Source organism: Aliirhizobium smilacinae (genome assembly GCF_006335145.1).
GTDB classification, from domain to species: domain Bacteria; phylum Pseudomonadota; class Alphaproteobacteria; order Rhizobiales; family Rhizobiaceae; genus Neorhizobium; species Neorhizobium smilacinae.
In genome coordinates this window covers 211,979-235,252 of the sequence record NZ_VDMN01000006.1, presented here as the reverse complement: position 1 = coordinate 235,252, position 23,274 = coordinate 211,979, and the positions used below count along the sequence as shown (strand labels likewise).

The following is a 23,274-nucleotide window of genomic DNA, read 5'->3' as shown; positions in this document are numbered from 1 at the left end:
ATTCCTGTGACGAGCACAGGAATGAGGGAGGAGATCACCTCACTCTCCGCGATCGTCCTGCGACAGGCTCTCGACTCCCAGCATCTTTTTGTCGAGTCCGTATTTCTGCATCTTTTCGTAAAGCGTCTTGCGGGAAATACCGAGCGTTTCATAAACCGGCTTCAGCGCCCCGCCATGGGCCGCGATCTCGCCAGCGATGAGACTGCGCTCGAAGGCGGCGACCTTTTCCGCCAGCCTTCCACCATTCTCCTTTACCGCCCCGCCCGGCTCTCCCGAGCCCGGATCGAGCCCCAGAACCAGCCGGTCGGCGGCGTTGCGTAACTCGCGGACGTTGCCCGGCCAGTCCCGCTGGGCGATCAGCGAGATGATATCCGGCGGCACGATCATGTCCTCGCGGCCGTAACGCGCCGCCGCCTCGCGCACCAGCTGCAGAAAGAGAAGCGGAATATCCGCCCGCCTCTGCGATAGCGCCGGAACATGGACCGTCGCGACATTCAGCCGGTAGAGAAGATCGGCACGGAACCGCCCGGCCGCCACCTCGGCCTCGAGATCCACCTTGCTGGTGGCGATGAACCGCACATCGAGCGGCACGGTCTCGTTCGATCCGAGCCTTGTGATCACCCGCTCCTGCAGCACCCGCAGGAACTTTGCCTGCAGGTCAAAAGGCATGGAGCTGATTTCGTCGAGAAGGATGGTCCCTCCCCGCGCATGTTCGAATTTCCCGTAACGCGGCCGCAGCGCCCCCGGAAATGCTCCCGCCTCATGCCCGAAAAGCTCGCTTTCGATCAGCGTTTCGGGAAGCGCCGCGCAGTTGATCGCGATAAACGGCCGGTTGGCGCGCGGGCTGATATCGTGCAGCGCCCGCGCCACCACTTCCTTGCCGACACCCGTATCGCCGATCACCAGCGTATCGGCATCCGTCGCGCCGATCGCGCGGATCCGGTAACGCAGGTCGACCATCACCTGCGTGCGACCCGGCATGCGAGCCTCGACATCGTCCCGCTTGCCGGCAACCGCTCTCAAGCGCCGGTTTTCGAGGATCAGCGAGCGCCGCTCCAGCGCCCGGCGGATGACGCCGGCAAGATGCTGTGGCGTGAACGGCTTTTCGAGGAAGTCGTAAGCCCCCTCGCGCATCGCCTTCACCGCCAATTGCACGTCGCCATGGCCGGTGACGAGGATGACCGGGATTTCCGCATCGAGTTCGCGGATCCGGTGCAGCAGCGTCATGCCGTCCAGCCCCGGCATGCGGATATCGCTGACGATCACGCCATCGAAACCGAATCCGGAAAGCTCCAGGACGTTTTCTGCGTTAGGGAAAGTATCGACGGTGAGGTCGAAGAGTTCCAGCGCCTGTGCGGTGGAACGGCGAAGTTCCTCCTCGTCATCGACCAGAAGCACTCGTTGCTGGATTGTCATTCGGCCGCCTCCATCACGCTTGCATCAGCCACATCGAGTTCGATGGCGAACACCGCCCCGCCTTCCGGATGATCGGTGACGGAAAGGCTGCCGCCGAAATCCTTGATGATGTTGTAGGAGATCGACAGGCCGAGCCCCAACCCCTTGCCGACACCCTTGGTGGTGAAGAACGGATCGAAGATGCGCTCGCGGATGGCAGCCGGCACGCCCGGCCCGCGATCGCGCACGATGATCATGACCTTCTCGCCGGCACCAGATGCTGAAACGTCGATCCGCCGGTCTTCAAGCCCTTCGACGGCATCGGCAGCATTGGTGACGATATTGACCAGAACCTGCTGCAATCGCACGGCACCCGCCATCACTCGAACTAACCCCGGTTCGACCGTGATGTGCAGTTCCGCATCGGCGGCCTTGAGCCGCGCCGAAACGATTTCGATCGTATCGCGAATAACATCCTCGACGCTGACGGCTCCGAGCTTTTCGTTCGGCTTGCGGGCGAAATTCCGCAGATGCCGGCTGATCGAGGCCATGCGGTCGATCAGCGCCGAAATGCGCTTGAGATTGTCGGCGGCATCCTCGACACGGCCGCGGTCGATCAGCAATCCGGTCGTCTCCGCATAGGTCTTGGCCGCCGCAAGCGGCTGGTTGAGTTCGTGGGAGAGGGCTGCCGACATTTGGCCGAGGCCTGCCAGCTTTCCGGCCTGTACGAGATCGGCCTGGGTCTGGCGCAACCGACGTTCCGTCAGCCGACGCTCGGCAATCTCCTTTTCGATCCGGCTGTTGACGCGGGCAAGTGCTGCGGTGCGCTCCTCCACCCGGCGCTCCAGCTCGTTCTGCGCTTCCGCCTGCAAATGCATCCGCTCCGCAAGCCGCGCTCGCCGCTGCAACACGATCGCCGAGGCAAGCCCGGCAAGGCAGAGCGCAAGAAACACCGCCGCCATCATCGTCTGCGCCTGCCAACGCACCGAGGCCGCGTCCATCAGCACATTCACCGTCCATCCCGCCCCCGGCATGGCCTGCGATACATAAAGATATTCCCGTTCCGCACTGCCGTTCCGGATCAGCATCGTCTCGTGGCCGGCAAAGCTGCCGTAAGAAAGCGGCAGTTCATGCAGTTTCGCATCCGCATAACGCCGCGAGGTTTCGGTGCGGGCAATGCGGTCCGGCGTCAGGGCTAAGATGGCGGCAAAGCGCCACTCATCGCTGCCCGTCATGAAGATGATGCCTTCCGGATCGGACACGAAAATCCGGTCGTCACCGCCGGCCCAAGAAGCCTCGATCGTATCGAGATCAACCTTGAAGACGATGACACCCGCGATCCTGCCATACATCACGATGGGCGAGCTGAAATAATAGCCGCGCTTGGCCGATGTCGTGCCGACCGCGAAGAAGCGGGACTGTTCGCCGCGCGCCGCCTCCTGAAAATAGGGGCGGTAGCTGAAGTTCTCGCCGACGAAACTGACGGCCGTATCGTAATTGCTGGCAGCAATCGTCGTGCCGTCCATGGTCATGATGTAGATGTCGGAGGATTTCAAAAGCGCGTTGACGGATTTCAGATAGCGGTTGGCGGAGAGCCGCAGCGCCGCGTTGCCCGGATCCTCGATCAGAACCTCGATGATCTCGTCATCGGCGGTCAGCGCTGGCAGCGCCTCGTAGCGCTTGAGATGCCCGTCGAGCGCCGAAACCGCCAGCCTCAAGGTCGTCGCCGCCTGCAGTTCCGCTTCGTCCATGTAGCTATGCGCCACAAGGTCGTGCACCTTCCACGTCAGCACGAGACCGAGCGCAAGACACAGGATAAAAACTGCCGAAATACGATGCTTCACGTCCGAAGGGCTCCTCCTCCCTCGACCATAACGCGCATATCTTACGGAGCACGGCGGAATTTACTACTGGCTTCTCGCATTACGGGTGTGTTCGAGAACTCTGTCATGAGCAAAGACCGACAAGGAATGCCGCCAACAGCAGCAGTCCCGTCCAAGACGCTTGACTTGCGGTAGGATATCGCGTCGATGTGCACTCAATGAGGGCAGGCCGCTACAGGCGGCAAGAGGGGTTCGAATGGTTTCCTTGCTTGCGCTTTTCATGGGCATCGTCGCCGGCCTGCGGGCCATGATGCCGCTGGCGGCCGTTTCCTGGGCCGCTTATGGCGGATTTCTTGATCTTTCCGGCACCTGGATCGCCTTTCTCGGCACGATATGGGCAGCGATGCTGCTCACCGTGGTCGCGCTTGTCGAACTGGTGACCGACCAGTTGCCGAACACGCCGAGCCGCAAGGTGCCGCAGCAGTTCATCACCCGTCTTCTGACCGGTGCTCTCGCAGGTGCCGCGATCGGCGCGCCTTACGGCACTTGGATCGCCGGTCTTGTATCCGGCGTCCTTGGTGCCGTCGCCGGCACCTATGGCGGGGCCTGGCTTCGCGCCACGCTTGCGACAAGCTTCGGCAAGGACCCGCCGGCCGCCTTCATCGAGGATGCGATCGCAATCGTCGCCGCCGTGGTCATCATGATGTTGCTACCCGGAACGCCCACCGTCTGAGGAAATCGCATGAAAAGCTTCGATGCGATTATAATCGGTGCGGGTCAGGCAGGACCTTCGCTTGCCGGCCGGTTCAACGATGCCGGCAAGACCGTCGCGATCATCGAGCGCAAACATGTCGGCGGAACCTGCGTCAATACCGGCTGCAAGCCGACCAAGACGCTGGTCGCCAGCGCCTATGCCGCCCATTTAGCTCGCCGCGCGTCGGATTACGGTATCGGCATCGGCGGTGAGGTTTCGGTTGATATGCCGGCGGTGATGCGCCGTTCGCACAAGGTGACGCTCGACAGCCGTCATGGCAACGAGACCTGGCTGGAAGGCATGCCGCATTGCACGCTCATCCGCGGCCATGCCCGGTTCGAGTGCAAAAACGTCATTCGTGTCGGTGACGAACTTCTGACTGCCCCGCAGATATTCCTGAATGTCGGCTCGCGGGCAACAATCCCAGATTTCGCCGGCATCAGCGACGTTCCCTACATGACAAATTCCGACATAGTTCTGCTCGACCGGCTGCCGAAACATCTCGTCATTGTCGGCGGCAGTTATATCGGGCTGGAATATGCGCAGATCTATCGGCGCTTCGGCGCGGAAGTGACCGTTGTCGAAAAAGGCCCGAGGCTGATCGGCCGCGAGGACGATGACATTTCCGCCGCGGTTCGCGAAATCCTCGAGGCCGAGGGTATCCATATCCGGACCGGTGCTGAATGTATCCGTTTCCGCAGGCATGAACAGGGTATCGCGATCGGCGTGAACTGCGACGAAGGCGAGCCGGAAGTGATCGGATCAGACGTGCTTCTCGCCGTCGGACGCCGGCCGAATACCGACGATCTCGGCCTCGACAAGGCCGGCGTGGAACTCGATGGACGTGGTTTCATCAGGGTGGACGACAGGCTGGCCACCGGTGTCGAAGGCATCTGGGCGATGGGAGACTGCAACGGCCGTGGCGCCTTCACCCACACCGCCTATAACGATTTCGAGATCATCGCCGCCAATCTCTTCGACGGCGAGGACCGCAAGGTTTCACAACGCCTCCTCGGATATGCGCTGTTTATAGACCCGCCGCTCGGCCGTGTCGGCCTGGGCGAGGCAGAGGCGCGCAAGGCGGGCCATGATGTGCTGGTCGGCACGCGACCGATGACCAATGTCGGCCGCGCCGTCGAAAAGGGCGAGACCAAGGGTTTCATGAAGATCGTCGCCGATGCGAAGACGAAGAAGATTCTTGGTGCCGCGCTGCTCGGAACCGGCGGCGATGAGGCAATCCACGGCGTGCTCGATCTGATGAATGTCGGCGCGAGTTACGATGACCTGCGCTGGGCAGTACCAATCCATCCGACCGTATCGGAACTCTGGCCGACCGTCGTGTTGTCGATGAAATAGGACATCCTCTTGGCATAAGGGGATCGGCAAGCTTTTCCGCTTATGAACGGGATCGGACGATCCTGTTCTGGATGGAAAACATGTGCGGATTTGCAGGTTACGCGGGAGAAGGGTTGGGAGCGGAATACGCGCCGCAGCTTTTGTCCTCCATGGGACAGGCGATCGTCCATCGCGGGCCGGATGGCAGCGGCATCTGGACTGCACCCGGCATCGGCCTCTCGCATGTGCGCCTGTCGATTGTCGGGCTTGTCGATGGCCAGCAGCCGATGACAAGCGCCGACGGGCGCTACACGATCGCCTTCAACGGCGAGATCTTCAACTATGTCGAACTGCGCGACGAGTTGAAGGCACGCGGAGCGATCTTCCGCACCGGATCCGACACGGAAGTGCTGCTGCAGCTCTATGCCTTTGACGGCGAGCGCTGCCTGGAAAAGCTGAACGGCGATTTCGCCTTCGCCATATGGGACGCAACGGAACGCAAGCTGATGCTGGCGCGGGACCGGATGGGCGTGCGGCCGCTTTTTTACACCGAACACAAGGGAACGCTCTATTTCGCCTCGGAAGTGAAGGCGCTGCTGACGGTGCCCGGCATCGATGCCGAACTCGATCCTTTCGCGCTCGACCAGATCTTTACCCTCTGGGCGCCGATCGCCCCGCGCACCGCTTTCCGCAATATTTTCGAGCTGGAACCCGGCCAGCTGCTGATCCGCGAAGGCGGAAGGAACCGGCTGAGATCATATTGGTCACTCGATTATCCCGATGCGGGCGAGCGTGGGCTGTCTGGCGATACCGACCATTGCGAAGAACTGCGCGCCCTGCTGAGCGACGCGGTGCGGCTTAGGATGCGTGCAGACGTGCCGGTCGGTTCCTATCTGTCCGGCGGGCTCGATTCCTCGCTGATCACGGCGCTGGCCGCACCGATGGCACCAGACGGGCTGAACACCTTCTCCGTCACCTTCGACAGCGCCGAACATGACGAAAGCAGTTTTCAGCGTGAGGTGGCTTCGGCGCTCGGCACCCGTCACCGCTCTGTCGCGTCATCACCTGACGCCATCGCGGCGGCATTTCCCGAGATCGTCCGCTTTACCGAACGCCCGATATTACGCACCGCCCCTGCGCCGCTCTACACGCTGGCAGGGCTGGTGCGCGACAACGGCATGAAGGTGGTCCTGACCGGCGAAGGCGCCGACGAAATATTTGCCGGCTACGACATTTTCAGGGAAGCAAAAGTCCGCCGCTTCTGCGCCTGTCAGCCGGGTTCGAAGATTAGGCCGCATCTGTTCAAAAAACTTTACCCCTATCTGCCGGGGCTGAAACAGCAATCGGCAGAATATCTGGCTGCCTTCTTCAACATATCTGGCACCGATCGGTCCGATCCGCTTTTCTCACACCGGCCGCGGATGAAAAGCACGGCAGCGGCAAAAATCTTTTATTCCGCAGATCTGCGCCAGACGCTCGGCGATTACGATGCAGCCGAAGAGCTTGCCGCACGGCTTCCCGAGCGTTTCGGTCGTTGGCACCCGTTACATCAGGCCCAGTATCTCGAAACCCGTCTTCTGCTGCCGGGCTATATCCTGTCCAGCCAAGGCGACCGAATGGCGATGGCGCATGGCATCGAGGGCCGTTTCCCCTTTCTCGATCACCGTCTGGTCGAGTTCGCGACCAGACTTTCGCCGGATGCCAAGCTGCGTGGCCTGCGCGAAAAACACATTCTGCGCGAGGCTGCGACGAGGCTTGTGCCACCAAGCGTGATCGAGCGGCAGAAACAGCCCTATCGCGCACCGGACAGCCGCTCATTCACCGGCCCCGGCACCGACGAACGGCCCTATGTCGCCGAGATGCTGTCAGAACGCACGGTTGCTTCAACCGGTCTGTTCAATCCAATGGCTGTTTCCAAGCTTTATGCGAAATGCCGCAAGCAGGATGTCGCCGGTTTCCGCGATAACGCCGCCTTTGTCGGAATTCTTTCGACGCAATTATGGGCCGATCAATTCGCGATAAAACAATCGGTTACCGAGACGGCAGCGGTTGCGAAAAGTCAGCCGTGAGGCTGCGAGCGCAGCTTTTCATACCTCACGCTCGCGTGATCGCTAAAATTTTAGTATTGTCTTTATGAGGATCGGAACGAGCTGCCTTTAAGCCTTCGGTCAAGCCGTGCCACGATCGAAACGTGTGGCAGACATCGCGACCAAGTCAGGGAGTTAGACACCATGACCGTATCGATCATCATCAAGACTTTGGACGACGAAAAGCGCATTGCGCGCACGATCGAGACCGCGCTCAAAGCCCTGCCGGATGGACAGGGCGAGGTGATCGTCACCGATCTCGGCTCGCGTGACCGTACGACCGAGATTGCAGCGGGTTACCCCGTGCGGCTGGCCCAGATTGCCCGCCCCGCGCGTTTTCGCAGCGGCGCCGGCGCGCAGCTCGGTTATCAATATGCGCAGCACGATTTCGTCTGCATGATCGAAGGCGACATGGAGCTCGATCCCGGCTTCCTGAAAGAGGCGATCCATTTTCTCGACCGCCATCCGCGCAGCGGCGGCGTCACCGGCCATATCGAGACGGCGGCATCCGCCAACGGCTTTGCCTCCGACAACCGCATCGGCTCGGTGGATCAGCTGGCGGGAGGCGGGCTTTACCGCCGCCGGGCTGTCGATGCGATCGATTACATGGCCGACCGCAACCTCCATGGTTACGAGGAGCTGAACCTCGGCATCCGGCTGCGCAGCACCGGTTGGAAGCTGCACCGGCTGGATCGCCCTTTCGCCCGTCATCACGGTCGCGATGCGCGCTCGCGCGATTTGCTTCTGCAGCAGGTCAGAACCAAGGAACCCTTCGGCATCGGCGAATTGCTGCGGGCGGCAACAGGAAAACCCTATTTCTATCGGCTGCTGCGTGACCTGCCGGAACTCGGCATGCTGGCGCTTGCCTCGACCTTTATCCTCGCCTCAGCCGTGCTGCTGGCGACACTTCCCGGCATGACCCAGCCGGCCCTCATCATCGCCGCAGGCCTTGCCGTTGCGGTCGGCATCACGTCCTATCGTACCGGTCGCCTCAAGACCGGTCTTTATACCGTGATCGTCCGCTTCCTTCAGGCGGTGGCGCTTCCGGTCGGTTACATCACTCCGCGCCGCAACCCCCGCTCCTGGATCGAAAGCCGCATTCTCGGCGAGCCCGATGCGGAAGTCAGCCGCGAGACCGATCAAGCGATGACCGGCTATGATGCCGGCCTGGCCAAGGTTACCCACTAAGCTGCAATTTCGCCGCATGGGGTACCAAACATTCTTCGGATCAAATCCTCCGCTGGCTCGTTTCGAGATGGTAGCCACGTGACAAGGAGGACGACCACATGGCCAATGCCAGCTCGAAACATATCGGTTCCGGCGCACAGGGAAAAAGCAGCGGCAACGGTGCGATGACCGATATCGACAAGGCTATTCTCCCCGACAACATGGTACTGTCCAACCGCGACAAGGCCCAGCATTCGCGCGAGCGCGGACTGGACGGCAAAACGGTTCGCAACGAGCAGTTTCACGACAACGAAACCAACCATCTGGACTGACATCCGCCGGCATTCACCGCCAGTGAAGGGCGAGTGAAACGGGATCACCGAATCATTACTTCGATTTAATCTGCCGCCGCTTGAAACGGCGGCGGAACGGAGTAGGCTCACCCCATCGTCGGCTACTGGACAGGGCTCCGGCGACTGGAAGACGGAGGGTTTCGACCTGAATTCTTTCGCCCCCATGATGGAGGCAGAGCATGATTCCGGCAGTAGAAAGCAATGCTTTCGATCCGAACGACCTGACTTTCCTGAAACGCGTGTTCGACGACGTGTGCGTGGAGCGCGGCCTGCATGGCGGCAGTGCTGCCGCCAGTGAAGTGGCGGTCGCCATGATCCAGCTTTACCAGCGCGGAGTGAAGGACGAAAAAAGCCTGCATCGCCACTTCGACGACAACAATTTCTTCGGCTAGAACAGTTTCACCGCAATTCCAGGCGCAAAAACGCTTCCTGCTTTTGCTGGAATTGCTCTATCGCTTCGCCTGAAGATCCCGTTCGTCGCGCATCAGGAAAACGCGGGTGATGGGATCGAGATTGTCTTCAAGCCACGTGGCCATCGCCGTCTCTTGCGCAAGGATTCGTTTGAACACGGCCTGGGCTTCGGTTTCACCCAATTCGTCGGCGGCCGTGATCAGCATGCGGTAGGTGGCGATCTCCAGATGCTCGAACGCATAGGCCTGAGCCGTGAATTTTACCACCTCGTCGCTCATCACCAATGCGGGGATACCGTGTACGGTGGCGGCAATGCGACCGGCAATGTCCTTGAGCGTAGAAGGCGCACCGGAAAAATCGTTGAGCAGGGTCTGCAGCGCTTCTGCCTGGCGTCGCGTCTCGTCGAGATGTTCGAGCATACGCGCCTTGAGATCGGGATAGTTTTCCAGCCGCCGCGTCTGCGCCGTGAGCGAGGTGATCGCCTGTTCCTCCATCGCGTGAGCACTCTTCAGCCAGGCAATGAAATTGTCTTTCGCATGGGTCATCCGGCTTCTCCCTCGTCTCATCACGAAGATAATACACAGGTCCGTGATCGCCAGAGGCAACCCCGAACCATGGCGGGAAGTTCCACGCAATACTGCGCGAAATTGTCGCTATATGCCATCGAGAGATGCAAACGCGGCATATCAGCTCCTGTTAAAAAAGTGGGAACCATCACTTGCGCCGAGGGTTGTCGATGCATTAATGGAGGCGCCGATGATCCCAGATCCACGAGAGCCCACAGAGCAGCCGCCTATGCCGGCGCCAGGATGGACCCCAGATCCGCCGATCGACGAACCGGAACCTGACAGGCTGCCCGATGAGGCGCCGTTGCCTAATCCGGATGAGACAAACAGACCGCCAGTCTACATGCCGCCAGCAAATGCGGCGTAACCGGCGGCATCAAAGAGAACGACATGACAGTATCGAGTAAGAGCATGCCGGGCCGCGATGCGTCTCGGTCCCAGCAGCCGGCAGAATTCAAACCGTGCCTGTGGAAACTGCTGGTGGTGACGGCCGGGATTCTGGTCGCCGTATTCGTTGCTATGGAAGTTGTGGATGATACCTATACGGGTTCGTTCGACACCAAGGTCTCTGCACCGCAGATGCAGAAGGCTGGATAAGCTGAAAGAGCGTTCCTGTCGCGGGAACAAAATCTAAAACCTTGGCGTTCATCCGTCAGACATGACGAGGTGGCGCAAGGTGGACGTGAGCAGTTTTTCCAATCCTGATCTGATGGATCCGGTTTCCGGTCGCATGCGGGTCATCAAGCCCGGCCGGAACGTCTGGCGTTCCGCCAAGGCGGAGCGCATCGCTTTTCTCATCGATGGCGAGGATTATTTCAACCGCCTCGACGAAGTCCTGCGCAAGGCGGAACGATCGGTCCTTATCGTCGGCTGGGATTTCAATCCCGACATTCGCCTGCGTCCGCGGCAGGAAGGTTCCGAAACGATCGGCGCCCTGCTGCGCCGCATGGTCGAGGAAAAGCCGGACCTAGAAATCCGCATTCTCGTCTGGGGCATGGGGCCGATCTATTCTGGCAAGAGTTTCCGCATGTTCGGCAAGATGGAATGGGCAGACCACCCGCGCATCGCCTTGCGCTTCGATTTCCGTCACCCCTTGAGAGCAAGCCACCACCAGAAGATCGTCGTGATCGACGACAAGACCGCTTTCATGGGCGGTATCGACCTGACCGCCCGCCGCTGGGACGACCGGCAGCACACGATCGTCAATCCGGCACGGATCTCGCCGGACGGCACGTCCTATGGACCGGTGCATGACATGCAGACCATCGTAACCGGTGACGCAGCAAGGCTGATCGGCGATGTCGCGCGGCGCAGGTGGAAAAAGACCCATAGTGAGGAGCTTTTACCCGTCGACGTGCCCGGCCCAGCCCCCTGGCCGTCCGATATCGAGCCCGCCTTGCGCGATTGCCCGACCGGCCTTGCACTGACCGAACCATGGAAGTGGAAGGGACGCCGCGGCCATCGCGAGGCGATACGCCTGACCCATGATGCGCTGAAGGCGGCCGAAAAACATCTTTATATCGAGACGCAATATCTCGCCTCCTTCGGCGTGGCCCGCACGCTCGCCAAGCGGCTGCGCAAGCAGAACGGCCCGGAAATCGTCGTGCTCGTCACCCGCGAATCCCACGGTTTTCTCGAAAAGCTGATGATGGGCCAAAATCGCACGCGGCTGATCCGCCGGCTGAAACGCGCCGACCGCTACGACCGGCTGCGGGTCTTTTATGCGGTGACGCCGGATGGCAAGGGCGGCGAACGCGAGATCATCGTCCACTCGAAGCTGATCATCGCCGACGACTGCTTCGTGCGCGTCGGTTCGTCCAATCTCAACAACCGTTCGGAAGGCCTCGATACCGAGAGCGATCTGGCCATGGAGCCGCAGGACGCGGCCGGGCGCGAAGCCATTGCGGAATTGCGGATCGACCTCATTGCCGAACACCTGGCAGCCGAGCCGGCGCTGGTGCGCCAGCATTTCGCCGAAACCGGATCGCTGATCCGCACCATCGAGATGCTGAACGTCAATGGGCGGCACCTGAAGCCTTTCGATGTGGATGTCGAAAAGGGCGAGACGGAATCCCTTCCCGGCACCAGCATCATCGATCCCAAGCAGCCCTTCTGGCCGGTTCCGCAGATCCAGTCAGGCTTCCGCCGCCTCCTGTCGCGCTTCTCAGCCCATCGAATGTTCTGAGAAGCGGTAAGGCCGACGACGATAATAGGCCTCGCTGGCAAGAAATGTCGGCAGGCCGATCATCAGCGGCACGAAGAAATACAGCACCCGGAAGGCCACAAGTGCGCCGATGATCTTCGTGCCCGGCAGGATGCCGAGCATGGTCGCCTCAAGCACTCCGAGCCCGCCCGGAACATGGCTGATCAAAGCCGCGACATTGGCCGTGACATAGGCGCCGGCAACCTCGAAATAGGTGATATCGCCGAACACCGCCGTGAGCTGGTGGATTGCCGCGGCGACACAGGCAAAATTCAGTGTGCCGACGCCGATCTGCAGAAGCGCCAGACCGAGCGACGGCGGTTCCAGACGCCATGTTCGAAGCCGCACCGGCACACGGAAAACACAGAGGCAAAGATAGGCAACGGGCACGATCAGGCAGGCAAGCCCCGCCGCCACCCTCGTTTCCTGGCCGATGCCGAAAAGATCGGTATCCGGCCCCAGATCGAGAAGCAGCACGATCGCTGCGAGTGTCGACAGCCCCAGCCCGACGGTAATGCCGCAAAAGCCGATCACCCTGGCGATATCTCCTCCCGTCAGCCCCCATCGCGAATAGAACCGGTAACGCACGGCACCGCTACTGAGCGCCGCCATGCCGACATTATGGCCGATCGACAGCGCGCAGAAGGACGCAAGTGCCGTCTGCCGCCATGCCAGCGTTCTTTTGACGTAACGGACCGCCAGCGTATCGAAACCGGTGAGGCACAGATAGGATGCGGCGACGAAGAAAAGGGCACCCGCAAATCTGACAACGGGAATGGCCTCGGCGGCCTCCGTCACCTCGTCCCAGGTGTATCGGCCAAGGCTGCGATAAACGAGAAAGGCGGCAACGCAGACGGCGGCAAGGACAGCCAGTTGTAAAATATGCTTCCTGCCGATCATCATTGCTCCTGTCATATTGAAGAAGGGGAACGAAAACCCGTCCAAGGTGTTCCCTGCCCATGCAGTCACCGCCGGCCAAATTATCGGCTTCCCGCCGCCTGAAACTCCTGACCTACAATGTGCACAGTTGCATCGGCACCGACCGGCGGCTGGCACCGGAACGTGTCGCCGAGGTGATCGCGGCGGAAAAGCCCGACATCATCGGCCTGCAGGAACTAGACGTCGGACGAAAGCGCTCAGGTGGCATCGATCAGGCGCATGCGATCGCCGAAATCCTCAAGATGCAGCATCATTTCCATGCCGCCCTCGATGTCGAGGAGGAACGCTATGGCGATGCGATCCTGACCGCCTTTCCGGCCGAAATGGTCAAGGCAGGGCCTCTGCCATCGGTCGGCGAGCAGCGTGGCGCATTGTGGATCGAGGTCGAGATTGGCGATAAACGCCTGCAGGTCTTCAACACCCATCTGGGCCTGAGACGCATCGACCGCTTGCGTCAGGCGGAAGTCCTGCTCGGGCCGGAATGGCTGGGAAACGATCGGGTCACCGATCAGCCGGTGGTGCTCTTAGGCGATTTCAACTCGATCCCGTCCAGCCCGCCCTACAAGCGGCTTGCCGGCGCGCTGGCGGATGCGCGCAACACAATGGCCGGACAACTGCGCCCGACCTTTCCCTCACGTTTTCCGCTTTTGAGGCTCGACCACATATTCGCATCAAAGGAAATCGCGGTGCTGAACGCCGAGGTGATCTCCACCCCGCTTGCCAGACTTGCTTCAGACCATCTGCCGCTGCTGGCGACAATCGAGATCTAGTGCAGCAGCTTGTGGAAGCGCCGTGCCTGTTTCAGCAACTGGGCAATCGCGCGATCGTCGATCGGCTCGTCGTTGGAAGCAATCCGGACGACGCGAACCGACTGCGCGCCTGATGTACCCAGCCGCTGAAGCACGAGCTGGAGTATGGCTGCTTCCACGCCGTCATCGACGATCACCACATCCTTGCCGGCATGATCGTGGCAGGGGCCATCGCCATCTCCCAGATACATGAAATGCCGGCGCTCGAGATCCGACAGCTGGCGCTGTCTTTCGGTATTCAGATAACCCGGCGGCACATGAAACTCCCGCGCCAGATCCTCGTCGATCACGGTCTGCGGCTCGTCGAGATCGATCACCGAACCAATCGTCGTTTCAGGGTGACCGGGTGCGTGAATGCGGCCGACGAGCAGTAGATCGAGTTCACAGCCGAGACGTTGCGCGACATCGAAGGCGAGACCGACGTTTTGAGGTGAAAGCGCGATGATGACCGTATCGGCAAGGGAAAGCGCCGACAGCGTGTCAGCTAATTCACGCCCTGCATGACCGGATGGGTGTGTTTCAGGCTGCATGAAAATCCTCTTCCCAGAGTTGCTTCATCTCCTCAAACAGAAAGCGGCGATATCAGCCGATTGTTCCGTCACCCTATCACGAAAACACTCTAGCCGCGAGAAAGCACAACCAGATAGCGTGCCGGCGAGGTGCCGGGGTTGGAAAAGGCGCAATCGCTTGGCGCGCCGAGCAGAAGGCAGTCGCCTGCTTTCAAAGCATGCTCCACACCGCCTTCGGAAAAATCGAGGCGCCCCTCGATCAGCCAGATCTGCTGTTGCTGGAAGGCGAAAGCCGATGCGGGATAGGTTATCCGGGCACCGGCCGGGAGCGAAACCTCGATCAGCTCCGCAGGCGCCCCCGCAGGTGAAATCGCCCGGCGCAGATAACCGGTTTCGGGGTCGGTCCAGACCGGCTGCTTTTCCGCAAGGCTTAATCGCTCGGCGGCTTTTTCGGCGGATGCGATCAGCACCGACAGAGGCACGCCGAAAGCGCCGGAGAGCCGGCCGAGCACGGTCGCAGTCGGGCTTGCCTCCCGACGCTCGATCTTGCTGATCATCGCCTTGGAGACGCCCGAACGTTCGGCGAGATCGGCAAGCGACCATTTGCGCGCCTCCCTCTCCTGCTTCAGCGTCGAGGCTATGGCATCGGCAGGATCATGCTCCATCGCGACACGGCTCCTTGCATCCAAATTGTCTCATATAGTAGACTTTGAATTCATATAGGAGACGAGAGTTTTCCGCAACGAGAGGGCGATAGCATGGCTGGCCAGATGCGACGCGAGATACGGTTCAACGCCTTCGACATGAACTGCGTCGGTCACATCCAGCAAGGTCTCTGGACCCATCCGCGCGACCAGTCCCACAGATATGCGCAGCTGAACTACTGGATGGATTATGCCCGCAGGCTCGAAGCCGGCCTGTTCGACGGCATCTTTCTGGCCGATGTCTTAGGCATCAACGACGTTTACGGCGGCAACGGAGACGCGGCGCTGAGAGGCGCCGTTCAGGTGCCGGTCAACGACCCGATGATGCTGGTGCCGGCAATGGCGGCAGTGACCAAACATCTCTCTTTCGGCGTAACCGCCAACCTGACCTACGAACCGCCCTTTCTCTTTGCCCGCCGCATGTCGACCCTCGACCACCTGACCGGCGGTCGGATCGGCTGGAATATCGTCACCGGTTATCTCGACAGCGCCGCAAGGGCGATCGGCCTTGCCGGTCAGAGCGCCCATGACGACCGCTATGATCTGGCTGACGAATATATGGAGGTCATCTACGGCCTGCTCGAGGGAAGCTGGCAGGACGACGCCGTCGTCGCCGACCGGGCGAACGGCGTATATGCCGACCCCGCCAAGGTGCGAAAGATCCGGCATCAGGGCAAGCAATACAGCCTCGACGCCATGCATCTCTGCGAACCCTCGCCGCAGCGCACGCCAGTTCTTTATCAGGCGGGCTCATCCACCCGCGGGCGGGAATTCGCCGCCACCCATGCCGAATGTGTTTTCGTCAACGGCCAGAAGATCGAGGGCGTCCGGGCAATCGTCGATGATATCGGCGCCCGTGCCATCGCTGCCGGACGTTTCCCCGATGATATCAAGATCTTTATGGGTGCAACCATCGTGACCGGCCGCACCGACAAGGAAGCACGCGAAAAATTCGAGGACTATCGCAGTCATGCGAGTTCCGAGGGCGCGCTCGTGCATGCCGCCGCCTCTCTCGGCATCGATTTTGCCGGATACGATCTCGACGAACCGATCCGGACGGCAAAAACGGCAGCTATCGTTTCCAATGTCGAGGCCATGACGCGCAGCGCCGGACCGCAATGGACCAAGCGCAAACTGCTTGAGCAGATGGTGCTCGGCAGCCGCCAGGTGCCGATGGTCGGCTCTGCCGAAAAGATCGCCGACACCCTTATCGACTGGGTGGATCAGGTCGGCATAGACGGCTTCAACCTGTCACGCACCGTCGTGCCGGAATGTTTCGACGATATCATCGAACTGGTCATCCCGATCCTGCAGGACCGCGGTCTCTACAAGACGGCCTACCGGGAAGGCACGCTGCGGGAGAAGCTGTTCGACAGCCCGCGCCTGCCGGCAAGGCATGTCGGCGCGAGATTCAGGTCCGTGACCTGAACATGGTCGCCATGCGCGCAGAGGATGACTGATCGCAACTTGCTTCTGTACGGGAATTATCCGGTCGTATAATACGGGCCGGATTGGCAGCAAGAACACGAATGTGACCGCCCCATGGCACCAGCCCGTCGCTCCTATACCCGCGCCAGCGAGGCTGAGCGCCGCGAAGACCTGATCGTCGCGACGCTGGACTGTATCGCCGAATCCGGCATTCAGGGCGCGACCGTGCGCCAGATCGCCAACCGCGCCGGCCGGCCTGATCCGGCACTACTTCACCGGCAAGGACCAGATGTTGCAGGCGGCCTATCTTGCCGTGATGAACGGCATGACGGAAATCGCGGTCACGGCAGCCGACGCGGGCGATACGGCCTGTGACAGGCTTCGCCGGTTCATCGTCGCCAACGTCACGCCGCCGGTGACCGACAGCCGCACGCTGTCGCTCTGGGCGGCCTTCATCAGCCATATCCAGACCGACCAGACTTTCGCCGCCATCCACCGCGAAAACTATCTTGCCTTCCTGACCGCGCTGGAGGTGCTTGTGGCGGACTTTTTCGACGAGCGGGGCACGCCCGTTTCGGAGAAGGAAAACCGCAGCTTCGCCATCTCGCTGAATGCGCTGATCGACGGGCTGTGGCTGGAAGGAACATTGACCTCGGACCTGTTTGCCGAGAACGAACTGGCCGATAGCGCCCTCGCCTCCGTCGAGGCGCTCCTAAGACTGAAGCCGGGCGAACTGGCTTCCGAACGATAAAAGGACTTTTCATGCGCTACGCTTCGATCACCGACCGCCTCGCCCATCTGGGCTCCGGCCGCTGGGCCCTGCATCTCACCGCGCGGCGGATGAAGGCCGAAGGCGAGGAGATCATCGAGCTGACGATCGGCGAGCCGGATGTGGCGCCTGACAAGGCGCTGCTGGATGAAGCGTCGCGTGCCATGTATGCCGGCCGCACGCGTTATTCCAACGGCCGCGGCGAACCAGCGGTGCTGAAGGCGCTGGTCGAAAAATATTCGAAGCGCCGCAAGGGTGTGACCGAGAAGAATTTTCTCTGCTTCCCCGGCACCCAGACAGCGCTTTACGGCGTGATGACCGGCCTTGTCGAAGCCGGCGACGGCGTGCTGGTCGGCGATCCGCTGTACGCGACCTATGAAGGCGTTATTGCCTCAACCGGCGCGCATATGATCCCGGTGCCGCTTCGGCCGGAAAAGCGCTTTCACCTTCAGGCCGAGGATCTGGAACGGGCGATCACCCCGGAAGCTCGCGTGCTGCTGTTGAACACGCCGCACAACCCGACCGGTGCGGTGCTGACAAAGGCGGAAATTGCCGCGATCGGCGAGGTGTGCCGCAAACACGATCTCTGGATCATCTCCGACGAAGTGTATGAACAGCTGATCTTCGACGGCACCGAGTTTGCATCACCCTTCGATTTGCCGGAACTGGCGGAACGGACGATCGCGGTTTCCTCGATCTCGAAATCCCATGCGGCGCCCGGTTTCCGCTCCGGCTGGGCCGCCGGCCCGGAAGAATTCTGCGAGAGGCTTCTGCCGGTTTCCGAAACCATGCTGTTCGGCGTACAGCCCTTCATCTCGGACATGACGGCGCTCGCCTTGTCGCAGCATTTCGATACCGCCGATGTGATGCGCGAAAACTATGCTCGTCGCGCGGCGATCGTCGAAAAGGCGTTCAAAGGCAGCAATCTTGTGAAACCCATGCCGCCGGAAGGTGGCATGTTCATCCTTCTCGATGTCACGGCGACGGGTCTGAACGGCGAGGAATTCGCCTGGGAACTGCTGCGCCAGCAGAAGGTGGCGGTCATGCCGGGCACGTCATTCGGCGATCAGGCAGCCGGTTTCCTGCGCATCTCGCTGACCGTGCCGGAAGATGTGCTGGAAACCGCCATGCAGCGGATCACGGACCTTGCCGGCCGCATCGTCGCGCATAAGGAAGCGCCGCTGCACATCCGCTAGTTATCGATCAATTCAACCCGCGTCGCCGGCATCGGCGACGCGCTCGTCTTGCTCGGTCACACCATCCGCACCAACGGCCTTGCGCGCCTTGTTGATTTCGATGCTGGCAGGGCTCGGCTGCTTTTTGGCCGGGGCCTCGCCGGTTCCAGAGCTCTTGGCAACGCTCGGCTGGCTGCTGCCGAAACGGGTGGCTTCATTGGATGTGGTTTCGCGGGTCATGATGTCCTCCAAGCTCAAGCGGTAACACCGCAGCCGGCAGAGGGTTCCTTCATCGACTTTTAGGGTCTCATCCTCCACCAGCCCCCGCAGATGAACCGCGGGAGCTTATACAGACCGTTCAGCAGCCGCTCTCTCCTACTTCCACAAGGCATGCCGCTTCGCAAAGATCTCGAACAGCGCCAGATGCGGAAGATCCTTGCCGTTTTCGATCAGCCCATGCCCGCCGACTTCGAACAGGTGAAGCTCGGTCGGCGTCTTCTGGGCGCGCAGGGCCTGGAACAGGATCAGGCTGTTTTCCGGCGCGACCGCCGGGTCGTCACCCGCATGGGCAAGGAAGGTCGGTGGCATGTCGGCGGGCAGGTTGAACTCCAGCGAGATCTTGCGCTTCTCCTCGTCAGTCCCGCCTTTCGGGAACATGTTCTTGACCGAAGTTTCGTGGGCGTAAGGCGCCATCATGCTCATGACCGGATAGAAAAGGCCGGTAACGAGTGGCTTGCTCGAAAGCTTGTCGGCTTCATCCACCGGCTCATAGGTATTGCGGCCAAAACTTTCGGTCAGCCAGCCGGCCAGATGCCCGCCCGCGGAAAAACCGGTGACGCCGACGCGGGCCGGATCGATGCCGAATTCCTTGGCGCGGTGGCGGATCAGGCGGATTGCGCGCTGGGCATCCTGCAACGGCGCTTCCGGGCCTGTAGCCCAGCCATCATGCGGCAGGCGATAGGTCATGATGAACACTGTCGAGCCGAGATTGGCAAAGGTCTCATCTATGCTGCTGCCGGAGCGGGTCACCGCCACGCGGGTATAGCTGCCGCCGGGGATCATCAGGACGGCCGAACCATCGGGCTTGGCCGGACGGCGCACCATCAGGATCGGATTGGTCACGTGCAGGGCGGCCGTATCATTCGGATCGCCATCCTTCGGGTTGCGCAGGATCCACTCTTCCTTGGCCGGCACCCCGGCGCTGCCCGGCACCTTGCCCTCTGGCCAGAGCGGAAAACTTTCGAGCTGCGGCAGAAGCGGCAGCTTCATCCCCTCGGGTACCTTACCCGGCTTTCCCGCGACAGCAACCGGCACCGTGACGGCATTCTGCGCGAGTGCGGCGACCGGCAACAACGCAGAGGCTGCAACGGCGGTGAGAAGCTGACGGCGATCCATGATGGTTGGCATGATGATGAGTACTCCCTACTCCTGTGACTCCTGATGCGCAGCCTAGGGGGTAAGCGGAACGTGACAAGCAGCCGACATGCCGCAGGGCCGTGGCAAAACCTGCACCGCGACACTCTGTCAGAGGCAGCAAGTGACTGCTGTCAAATATCGGACGGAAACGTCAGGAAGCCTGTTGCCCACCATGCGTCGGCTTCCCGTTCTCCTCCTCCGGAGGTTCCCAGCCGAAGACGCTTCGCCCGCCCCATTCATGCGAATGGCGGAACTCACCCGCGATGATTTCCTTGAAATCGGGGCCGGTGACATACCGTTCGAGCTGGCGGGACTGATCGTCGAGCCTGCGCAAAGCCTGCAGCTCCTCCTCGCGGCCGAGCCTGGCCTTGCCGACAGCCGATTTCATCACCCGGATCGTCTCGTCATAAACTTTCAGCGGCACTGGAAACGGATGCCTGTCCTTGCCGCCATGGGCAAGCGAGAAACGGGCCGGATCGGAAAAACGGCAGGGCGCGCCATGCACGACTTCAGCCACCATTGCGAGCGCCGAGACCGTGCGGGCGCCGACGCCGGGCGTCATCAGCAGATCCTCAAAATCCTTCGGGCCGCGCTCGGCGGCAGCGGCCAGCGTGCCGTGCAGGCGGCGCATGTTGACATCCTCTTCGCGGACATCGTGATGCTCCGGCATGATCAGATGCGGCAGCATCGGCTGGGCCGAAACCTTTTTCACCCGCGACGGATCGATGGCGATCACCTCACGGACGATCCTGTCCGGACCAAGCGACGCCAGAAGATCCAGCTGGCCGGTGCGCGATGCCAGCGCCCGGTGGTCGGCGAGATTGACGATCTCGCCTTGCCCGCGGCCCTCGATTGCCGCATGGGGTGAATCGAGAAAGCTTTTCAGCCCCTCCGAATGCCAGTGATACCGCCGCGCCTGCCGGCGGGCGTCATTCATGCCCTGCTGCACCACCACCCATTTGCCGTCGTCGGTGACGATGAAACCGTGCAGGTAGAGATCGAACCCGTCCTGCACCGCGGCGCTGTCCACCTTGGCCACCAGCTTGCTGGTCTGGGCAAGTTTTCCCCCGTCGATGCCGACGCGGTTGCCGATGGCGATCAGTTCATCCGGCGTCTGGCGCGAGTTTTTTCCACGGCCACCGCAGACATGGATGCCGAGTTCGCCCGACATCGGGGTAATACCGCGCTTGAGTGCGCCGATGACGCTGGTAGTGATGCCCGACGAATGCCAGTCCATGCCCATCACGGCGCCAAAAGACTGGAACCAGAAGGGATGCGCCAGTCGTGCCAGCAGCTCGTCGCGGCCGTAATGGATGACGATCGCCTCGGTGATGACGGCGCCGAGCCGCGTCATGCGTTCGCCGAGCCACCGGGGAACCCGGCCGCCATGAAGCGGAAGATCGGCACTGCCTGAACGTTGAGCCATGCCTCGTTATAAGCGCGCCGTGTCGGTTACGACAGCGAAAAGTTCTTCAAACGTTCCGTAAGCCGCCCGATCGTCGACACGTCCGCATTCGCGAAGGCAAACCGCAGGTAGTTCTGCTGGCCACTGCCGAAATAGACGCCGGGAATGCAGGTGATCCCGGCGCGTTTCGCCAGCTTTTCCGCAACCTCTGCCGAGCCGACGCCGGCGAACGGATGACGGACGAAGGCGAAATAGGCGCCGATCGCATCAAGCTTCCAGTCCGGAAGCTGTTGCATCACAGCCTTCAGCGCCTCGGCGCGACGGCCGATCTTCTGCCGGTTTTCCTCACGCCATGCGGCAAGCAGCGGCAGTGCCATCGCGACCGCTCCCTGGGCTGCGCGCGGCGCGCAGATCTGCAGGTTGTCCATGATCTTGGCGACTTGGCCGATCACCAATTCGCCAGCCGTGATCGCACCCAGCCGGTGGCCGGGAATGCAGAAGGATTTGGAGAAGCTGTAGAGACTGATCAGCGTCTCTTCCCAGCCATCGAGACCAAAGAGGTCATGCGGTTTCTCCCCCGCTTCGGCAAGAAAATCGCGATAGGTCTCGTCGAGGATCAGCCAGATGCCTTTCTGTCGGCAGAGCTTGAAGATCGCCTCCAGCAGCGCCGGTGGATAGATCGCACCGGTCGGATTGTTGGGCGAAACCAGTGCCAGCGCCTTAACATCTTCGGTGATCGCCGCCTCGATCGCTGAAATCTCCGGCAGGAACCCGTCCTCAGCCTTGCAGGACACGAATGAAGTTCCGATGCCCATCATCGCAAGCGTCGTCTGATGATTGAAATAGAAGGGTTCGGTCATCAGCACCGTATCGCCGGGACCCGCGACCGTCATCGCGGCGCAGACAAAGGCCTGGTTGCAGCCGGATGTGATATGCGTGTTAGCCGCAGAGAGAGCTGCACCATAGACTTCGGCGCTATGGGCACCGTACGCCGTCCGCAGCGCGGCATCGCCCTCGATCGGTCCGTAACCGGTATAGGCGGTGGATGATGCCGTCTCGCCAAGCAGTCGCAACATCTCGGGATGGGCCGGATAACCGGGAACCGCCTGCGACAGATCGATCAGTGGGCCAACGCTGCCGTCATAGGCACGACCCCAGGCTGCAACGGACGGAACGGGAGGAAGGGAAAGCTTGTCTACGAGCGGATTGAAGCGCGAATTAAAGGCGAGCATGGGGTTCCGGAGTGGGAATGTGAAAGACGGGCGATTGATTTGCCGCCCATGTTCATCAGATTATCGGGAGACGCAAGACCGCCGCTATAGGAGAGACGTTCATGGCCGACGACACCCCGGCTCAGGACTCGAAACTGACGATCACCAAGCGCAAATGGGCAGACGAGGGAAAATTCCTCACCGGCCGCCATGCCCGACCCGAGACGGACAGGCTGCCACCCGGCCAGCATCTGGTGAAGAACTGGCCGGTACTCGATCTCGGCCAGCAGCCAAGCGTATCGACATCTCAATGGAAACTCGACGTGCGCGGCTTCGTCAACAATCCGGTGACGCTCGACTGGTCGGCATTTCAGGCCCTGCCGCAGACGAACATGTTGTCCGATATCCACTGTGTGACCACGTGGTCCCGCTACGACAACAACTGGAAGGGCGTCTCGACCCGCGATTTTCTCGATTTCGTCGATCCGATGAATGAGGCCGTGTCGGTGATGCTGACAAGCTATGACGGTTACACCACCAACCTGCTGCTTTCCGATTTCTCAAGCCCGGACGCGATCATCGTGACCGACTGGGAGGGTAAGCCGCTGAGCGAAGAGCATGGCGGCCCGGTACGCCTCGTCGTGCCGCATCTCTACTTCTGGAAAAGCGCCAAGTGGCTGAAGCGCATCGACTTCAACGGCTTGGACCATGCCGGCTTCTGGGAGAAGAACGGTTATCACATGCGCGGTGACCCGTGGGCGGAGGAAAGATATTCGGAGGACTGAGGGCCTGATACCCTGCTGCATTCCAAGTGA

Annotated in this window: 22 protein-coding genes and 1 pseudogene; 13 read left to right on the top strand and 10 right to left on the bottom strand. The window is 61.2% G+C overall.

Features of this window, described 5'->3' with window-relative positions:
* Window positions 1–39: 39 nt before the first annotated feature.
* Together FHP24_RS22810 and FHP24_RS22805 are read right to left on the bottom strand one after the other, a co-directional pair.
* Window positions 40–1,416: a sigma-54-dependent transcriptional regulator gene (locus FHP24_RS22810; RefSeq protein ID WP_139678529.1), complete on the bottom strand. Its 1,377-nt coding sequence runs from the start codon at window positions 1,414–1,416 to the stop codon at window positions 40–42.
* A complete protein-coding gene (locus FHP24_RS22805; RefSeq protein ID WP_394344660.1) occupies window positions 1,413–3,239 on the bottom strand; it encodes a sensor histidine kinase in 1,827 nt (608 codons plus the stop codon). Before FHP24_RS22805 ends, FHP24_RS22810 begins: the two co-directional genes overlap by 4 nt.
* 235 nt (window positions 3,240–3,474) lie before the next feature.
* Here FHP24_RS22805 and FHP24_RS22800 point away from each other — a divergent pair, with 235 nt between their 5' ends.
* The 6 genes from FHP24_RS22800 (at window position 3,475) to FHP24_RS22775 (ending at window position 9,306) form a co-directional block, all read left to right on the top strand.
* Window positions 3,475–3,951, top strand: a complete 477-nt coding sequence (locus tag FHP24_RS22800) for a DUF4126 family protein (RefSeq protein WP_139678528.1) — start codon at window positions 3,475–3,477, stop codon at window positions 3,949–3,951.
* A gap of 9 nt (window positions 3,952–3,960) precedes the next feature.
* Window positions 3,961–5,328, top strand: coding sequence for an FAD-containing oxidoreductase (locus FHP24_RS22795; RefSeq protein WP_139678527.1), 1,368 nt, complete (start codon window positions 3,961–3,963; stop codon window positions 5,326–5,328).
* 80 nt (window positions 5,329–5,408) lie between these two features.
* A complete protein-coding gene (gene asnB / locus FHP24_RS22790) occupies window positions 5,409–7,376 on the top strand; it encodes an asparagine synthase (glutamine-hydrolyzing) (protein ID WP_139678526.1) in 1,968 nt (655 codons plus the stop codon).
* A gap of 162 nt (window positions 7,377–7,538) precedes the next feature.
* Window positions 7,539–8,582: a glycosyltransferase gene (locus tag FHP24_RS22785; RefSeq protein ID WP_139678525.1), complete on the top strand. Its 1,044-nt coding sequence runs from the start codon at window positions 7,539–7,541 to the stop codon at window positions 8,580–8,582.
* A 98-nt stretch (window positions 8,583–8,680) separates the two neighbouring features.
* Window positions 8,681–8,893 (top strand): hypothetical protein, encoded by a 213-nt coding sequence (locus FHP24_RS22780; RefSeq protein WP_112458929.1) that lies wholly within the window; start codon window positions 8,681–8,683, stop codon window positions 8,891–8,893.
* A gap of 200 nt (window positions 8,894–9,093) precedes the next feature.
* Window positions 9,094–9,306: a hypothetical protein gene (locus FHP24_RS22775; RefSeq protein WP_139678524.1), complete on the top strand. Its 213-nt coding sequence runs from the start codon at window positions 9,094–9,096 to the stop codon at window positions 9,304–9,306.
* A 57-nt stretch (window positions 9,307–9,363) separates the two neighbouring features.
* Here FHP24_RS22775 and FHP24_RS22770 read toward each other — a convergent pair whose 3' ends face one another.
* Window positions 9,364–9,870 (bottom strand): ferritin-like domain-containing protein, encoded by a 507-nt coding sequence (locus FHP24_RS22770; protein ID WP_139678523.1) that lies wholly within the window; start codon window positions 9,868–9,870, stop codon window positions 9,364–9,366.
* Between the two features lie 411 nt (window positions 9,871–10,281).
* On the opposite strand from FHP24_RS22770, the gene FHP24_RS22765 reads away from it, so the two are divergent.
* Entirely contained in the window at window positions 10,282–10,488 is a 207-nt protein-coding gene (locus FHP24_RS22765; protein ID WP_139678522.1) for a hypothetical protein, read from the top strand.
* Window positions 10,489–10,567: 79 nt separating this feature from the next.
* Window positions 10,568–12,076, top strand: coding sequence for a phospholipase D-like domain-containing protein (locus tag FHP24_RS22760; protein WP_246091903.1), 1,509 nt, complete (start codon window positions 10,568–10,570; stop codon window positions 12,074–12,076).
* Here the strand turns inward: FHP24_RS22760 and FHP24_RS22755 are convergent.
* Window positions 12,056–12,994, bottom strand: a complete 939-nt coding sequence (locus FHP24_RS22755; RefSeq protein ID WP_139678630.1) for a UPF0104 family protein — start codon at window positions 12,992–12,994, stop codon at window positions 12,056–12,058. The genes FHP24_RS22760 and FHP24_RS22755 overlap by 21 nt on opposite strands.
* Window positions 12,995–13,053: 59 nt before the next feature.
* Between FHP24_RS22755 and FHP24_RS22750 the strand changes: the two genes are divergently transcribed.
* Complete coding sequence (locus tag FHP24_RS22750) at window positions 13,054–13,803, top strand: endonuclease/exonuclease/phosphatase family protein (protein ID WP_139678521.1); 750 nt, start codon at window positions 13,054–13,056, stop codon at window positions 13,801–13,803.
* On the opposite strand, the gene FHP24_RS22745 is transcribed toward FHP24_RS22750, so the two are convergent.
* Entirely contained in the window at window positions 13,800–14,372 is a 573-nt protein-coding gene (locus tag FHP24_RS22745; protein ID WP_139678520.1) for a phosphoribosyltransferase family protein, read from the bottom strand. The two genes, FHP24_RS22750 and FHP24_RS22745, sit on opposite strands and share 4 nt — an antisense overlap.
* Before the next feature lie 89 nt (window positions 14,373–14,461).
* On the bottom strand, window positions 14,462–15,016 hold the full coding sequence (locus FHP24_RS22740; RefSeq protein ID WP_139678519.1) for a helix-turn-helix domain-containing protein: 555 nt from the start codon (window positions 15,014–15,016) through the stop codon (window positions 14,462–14,464).
* Between the two features lie 105 nt (window positions 15,017–15,121).
* Here FHP24_RS22740 and FHP24_RS22735 point away from each other — a divergent pair, with 105 nt between their 5' ends.
* From FHP24_RS22735 to FHP24_RS22725, 3 genes and pseudogenes are all read left to right on the top strand, one after another.
* Window positions 15,122–16,483: an LLM class flavin-dependent oxidoreductase gene (locus FHP24_RS22735; RefSeq protein WP_139678628.1), complete on the top strand. Its 1,362-nt coding sequence runs from the start codon at window positions 15,122–15,124 to the stop codon at window positions 16,481–16,483.
* A gap of 114 nt (window positions 16,484–16,597) precedes the next feature.
* Window positions 16,598–17,234: pseudogene (locus FHP24_RS22730) on the top strand (TetR family transcriptional regulator C-terminal domain-containing protein).
* 11 nt (window positions 17,235–17,245) lie between these two features.
* Complete coding sequence (locus tag FHP24_RS22725; RefSeq protein ID WP_139678518.1) at window positions 17,246–18,448, top strand: pyridoxal phosphate-dependent aminotransferase; 1,203 nt, start codon at window positions 17,246–17,248, stop codon at window positions 18,446–18,448.
* Window positions 18,449–18,460: 12 nt separating this feature from the next.
* Here the strand turns inward: FHP24_RS22725 and FHP24_RS22720 are convergent, their stop codons facing one another.
* The 4 genes from FHP24_RS22720 to FHP24_RS22705 all read right to left on the bottom strand — a co-directional run bounded on the left by FHP24_RS22720 (window position 18,461) and on the right by FHP24_RS22705 (window position 22,480).
* The gene (locus FHP24_RS22720; RefSeq protein WP_139678517.1) at window positions 18,461–18,667 is read right to left on the bottom strand and encodes a hypothetical protein; all 207 of its coding nucleotides are present in this window, start codon (window positions 18,665–18,667) and stop codon (window positions 18,461–18,463) included.
* Between the two features lie 135 nt (window positions 18,668–18,802).
* On the bottom strand, window positions 18,803–19,834 hold the full coding sequence (locus tag FHP24_RS22715; protein WP_139678516.1) for an alpha/beta hydrolase: 1,032 nt from the start codon (window positions 19,832–19,834) through the stop codon (window positions 18,803–18,805).
* A 160-nt stretch (window positions 19,835–19,994) separates the two neighbouring features.
* A complete protein-coding gene (locus tag FHP24_RS22710) occupies window positions 19,995–21,269 on the bottom strand; it encodes a DUF763 domain-containing protein (protein ID WP_139678515.1) in 1,275 nt (424 codons plus the stop codon).
* Between the two features lie 26 nt (window positions 21,270–21,295).
* The gene (locus FHP24_RS22705) at window positions 21,296–22,480 is read right to left on the bottom strand and encodes an aminotransferase (protein ID WP_139678514.1); all 1,185 of its coding nucleotides are present in this window, start codon (window positions 22,478–22,480) and stop codon (window positions 21,296–21,298) included.
* A 101-nt stretch (window positions 22,481–22,581) separates the two neighbouring features.
* On the opposite strand from FHP24_RS22705, the gene FHP24_RS22700 reads away from it, so the two are divergent.
* Window positions 22,582–23,244, top strand: coding sequence for a sulfite oxidase-like oxidoreductase (locus tag FHP24_RS22700; RefSeq protein ID WP_139678513.1), 663 nt, complete (start codon window positions 22,582–22,584; stop codon window positions 23,242–23,244).
* Window positions 23,245–23,274: the final 30 nt, after the last annotated feature.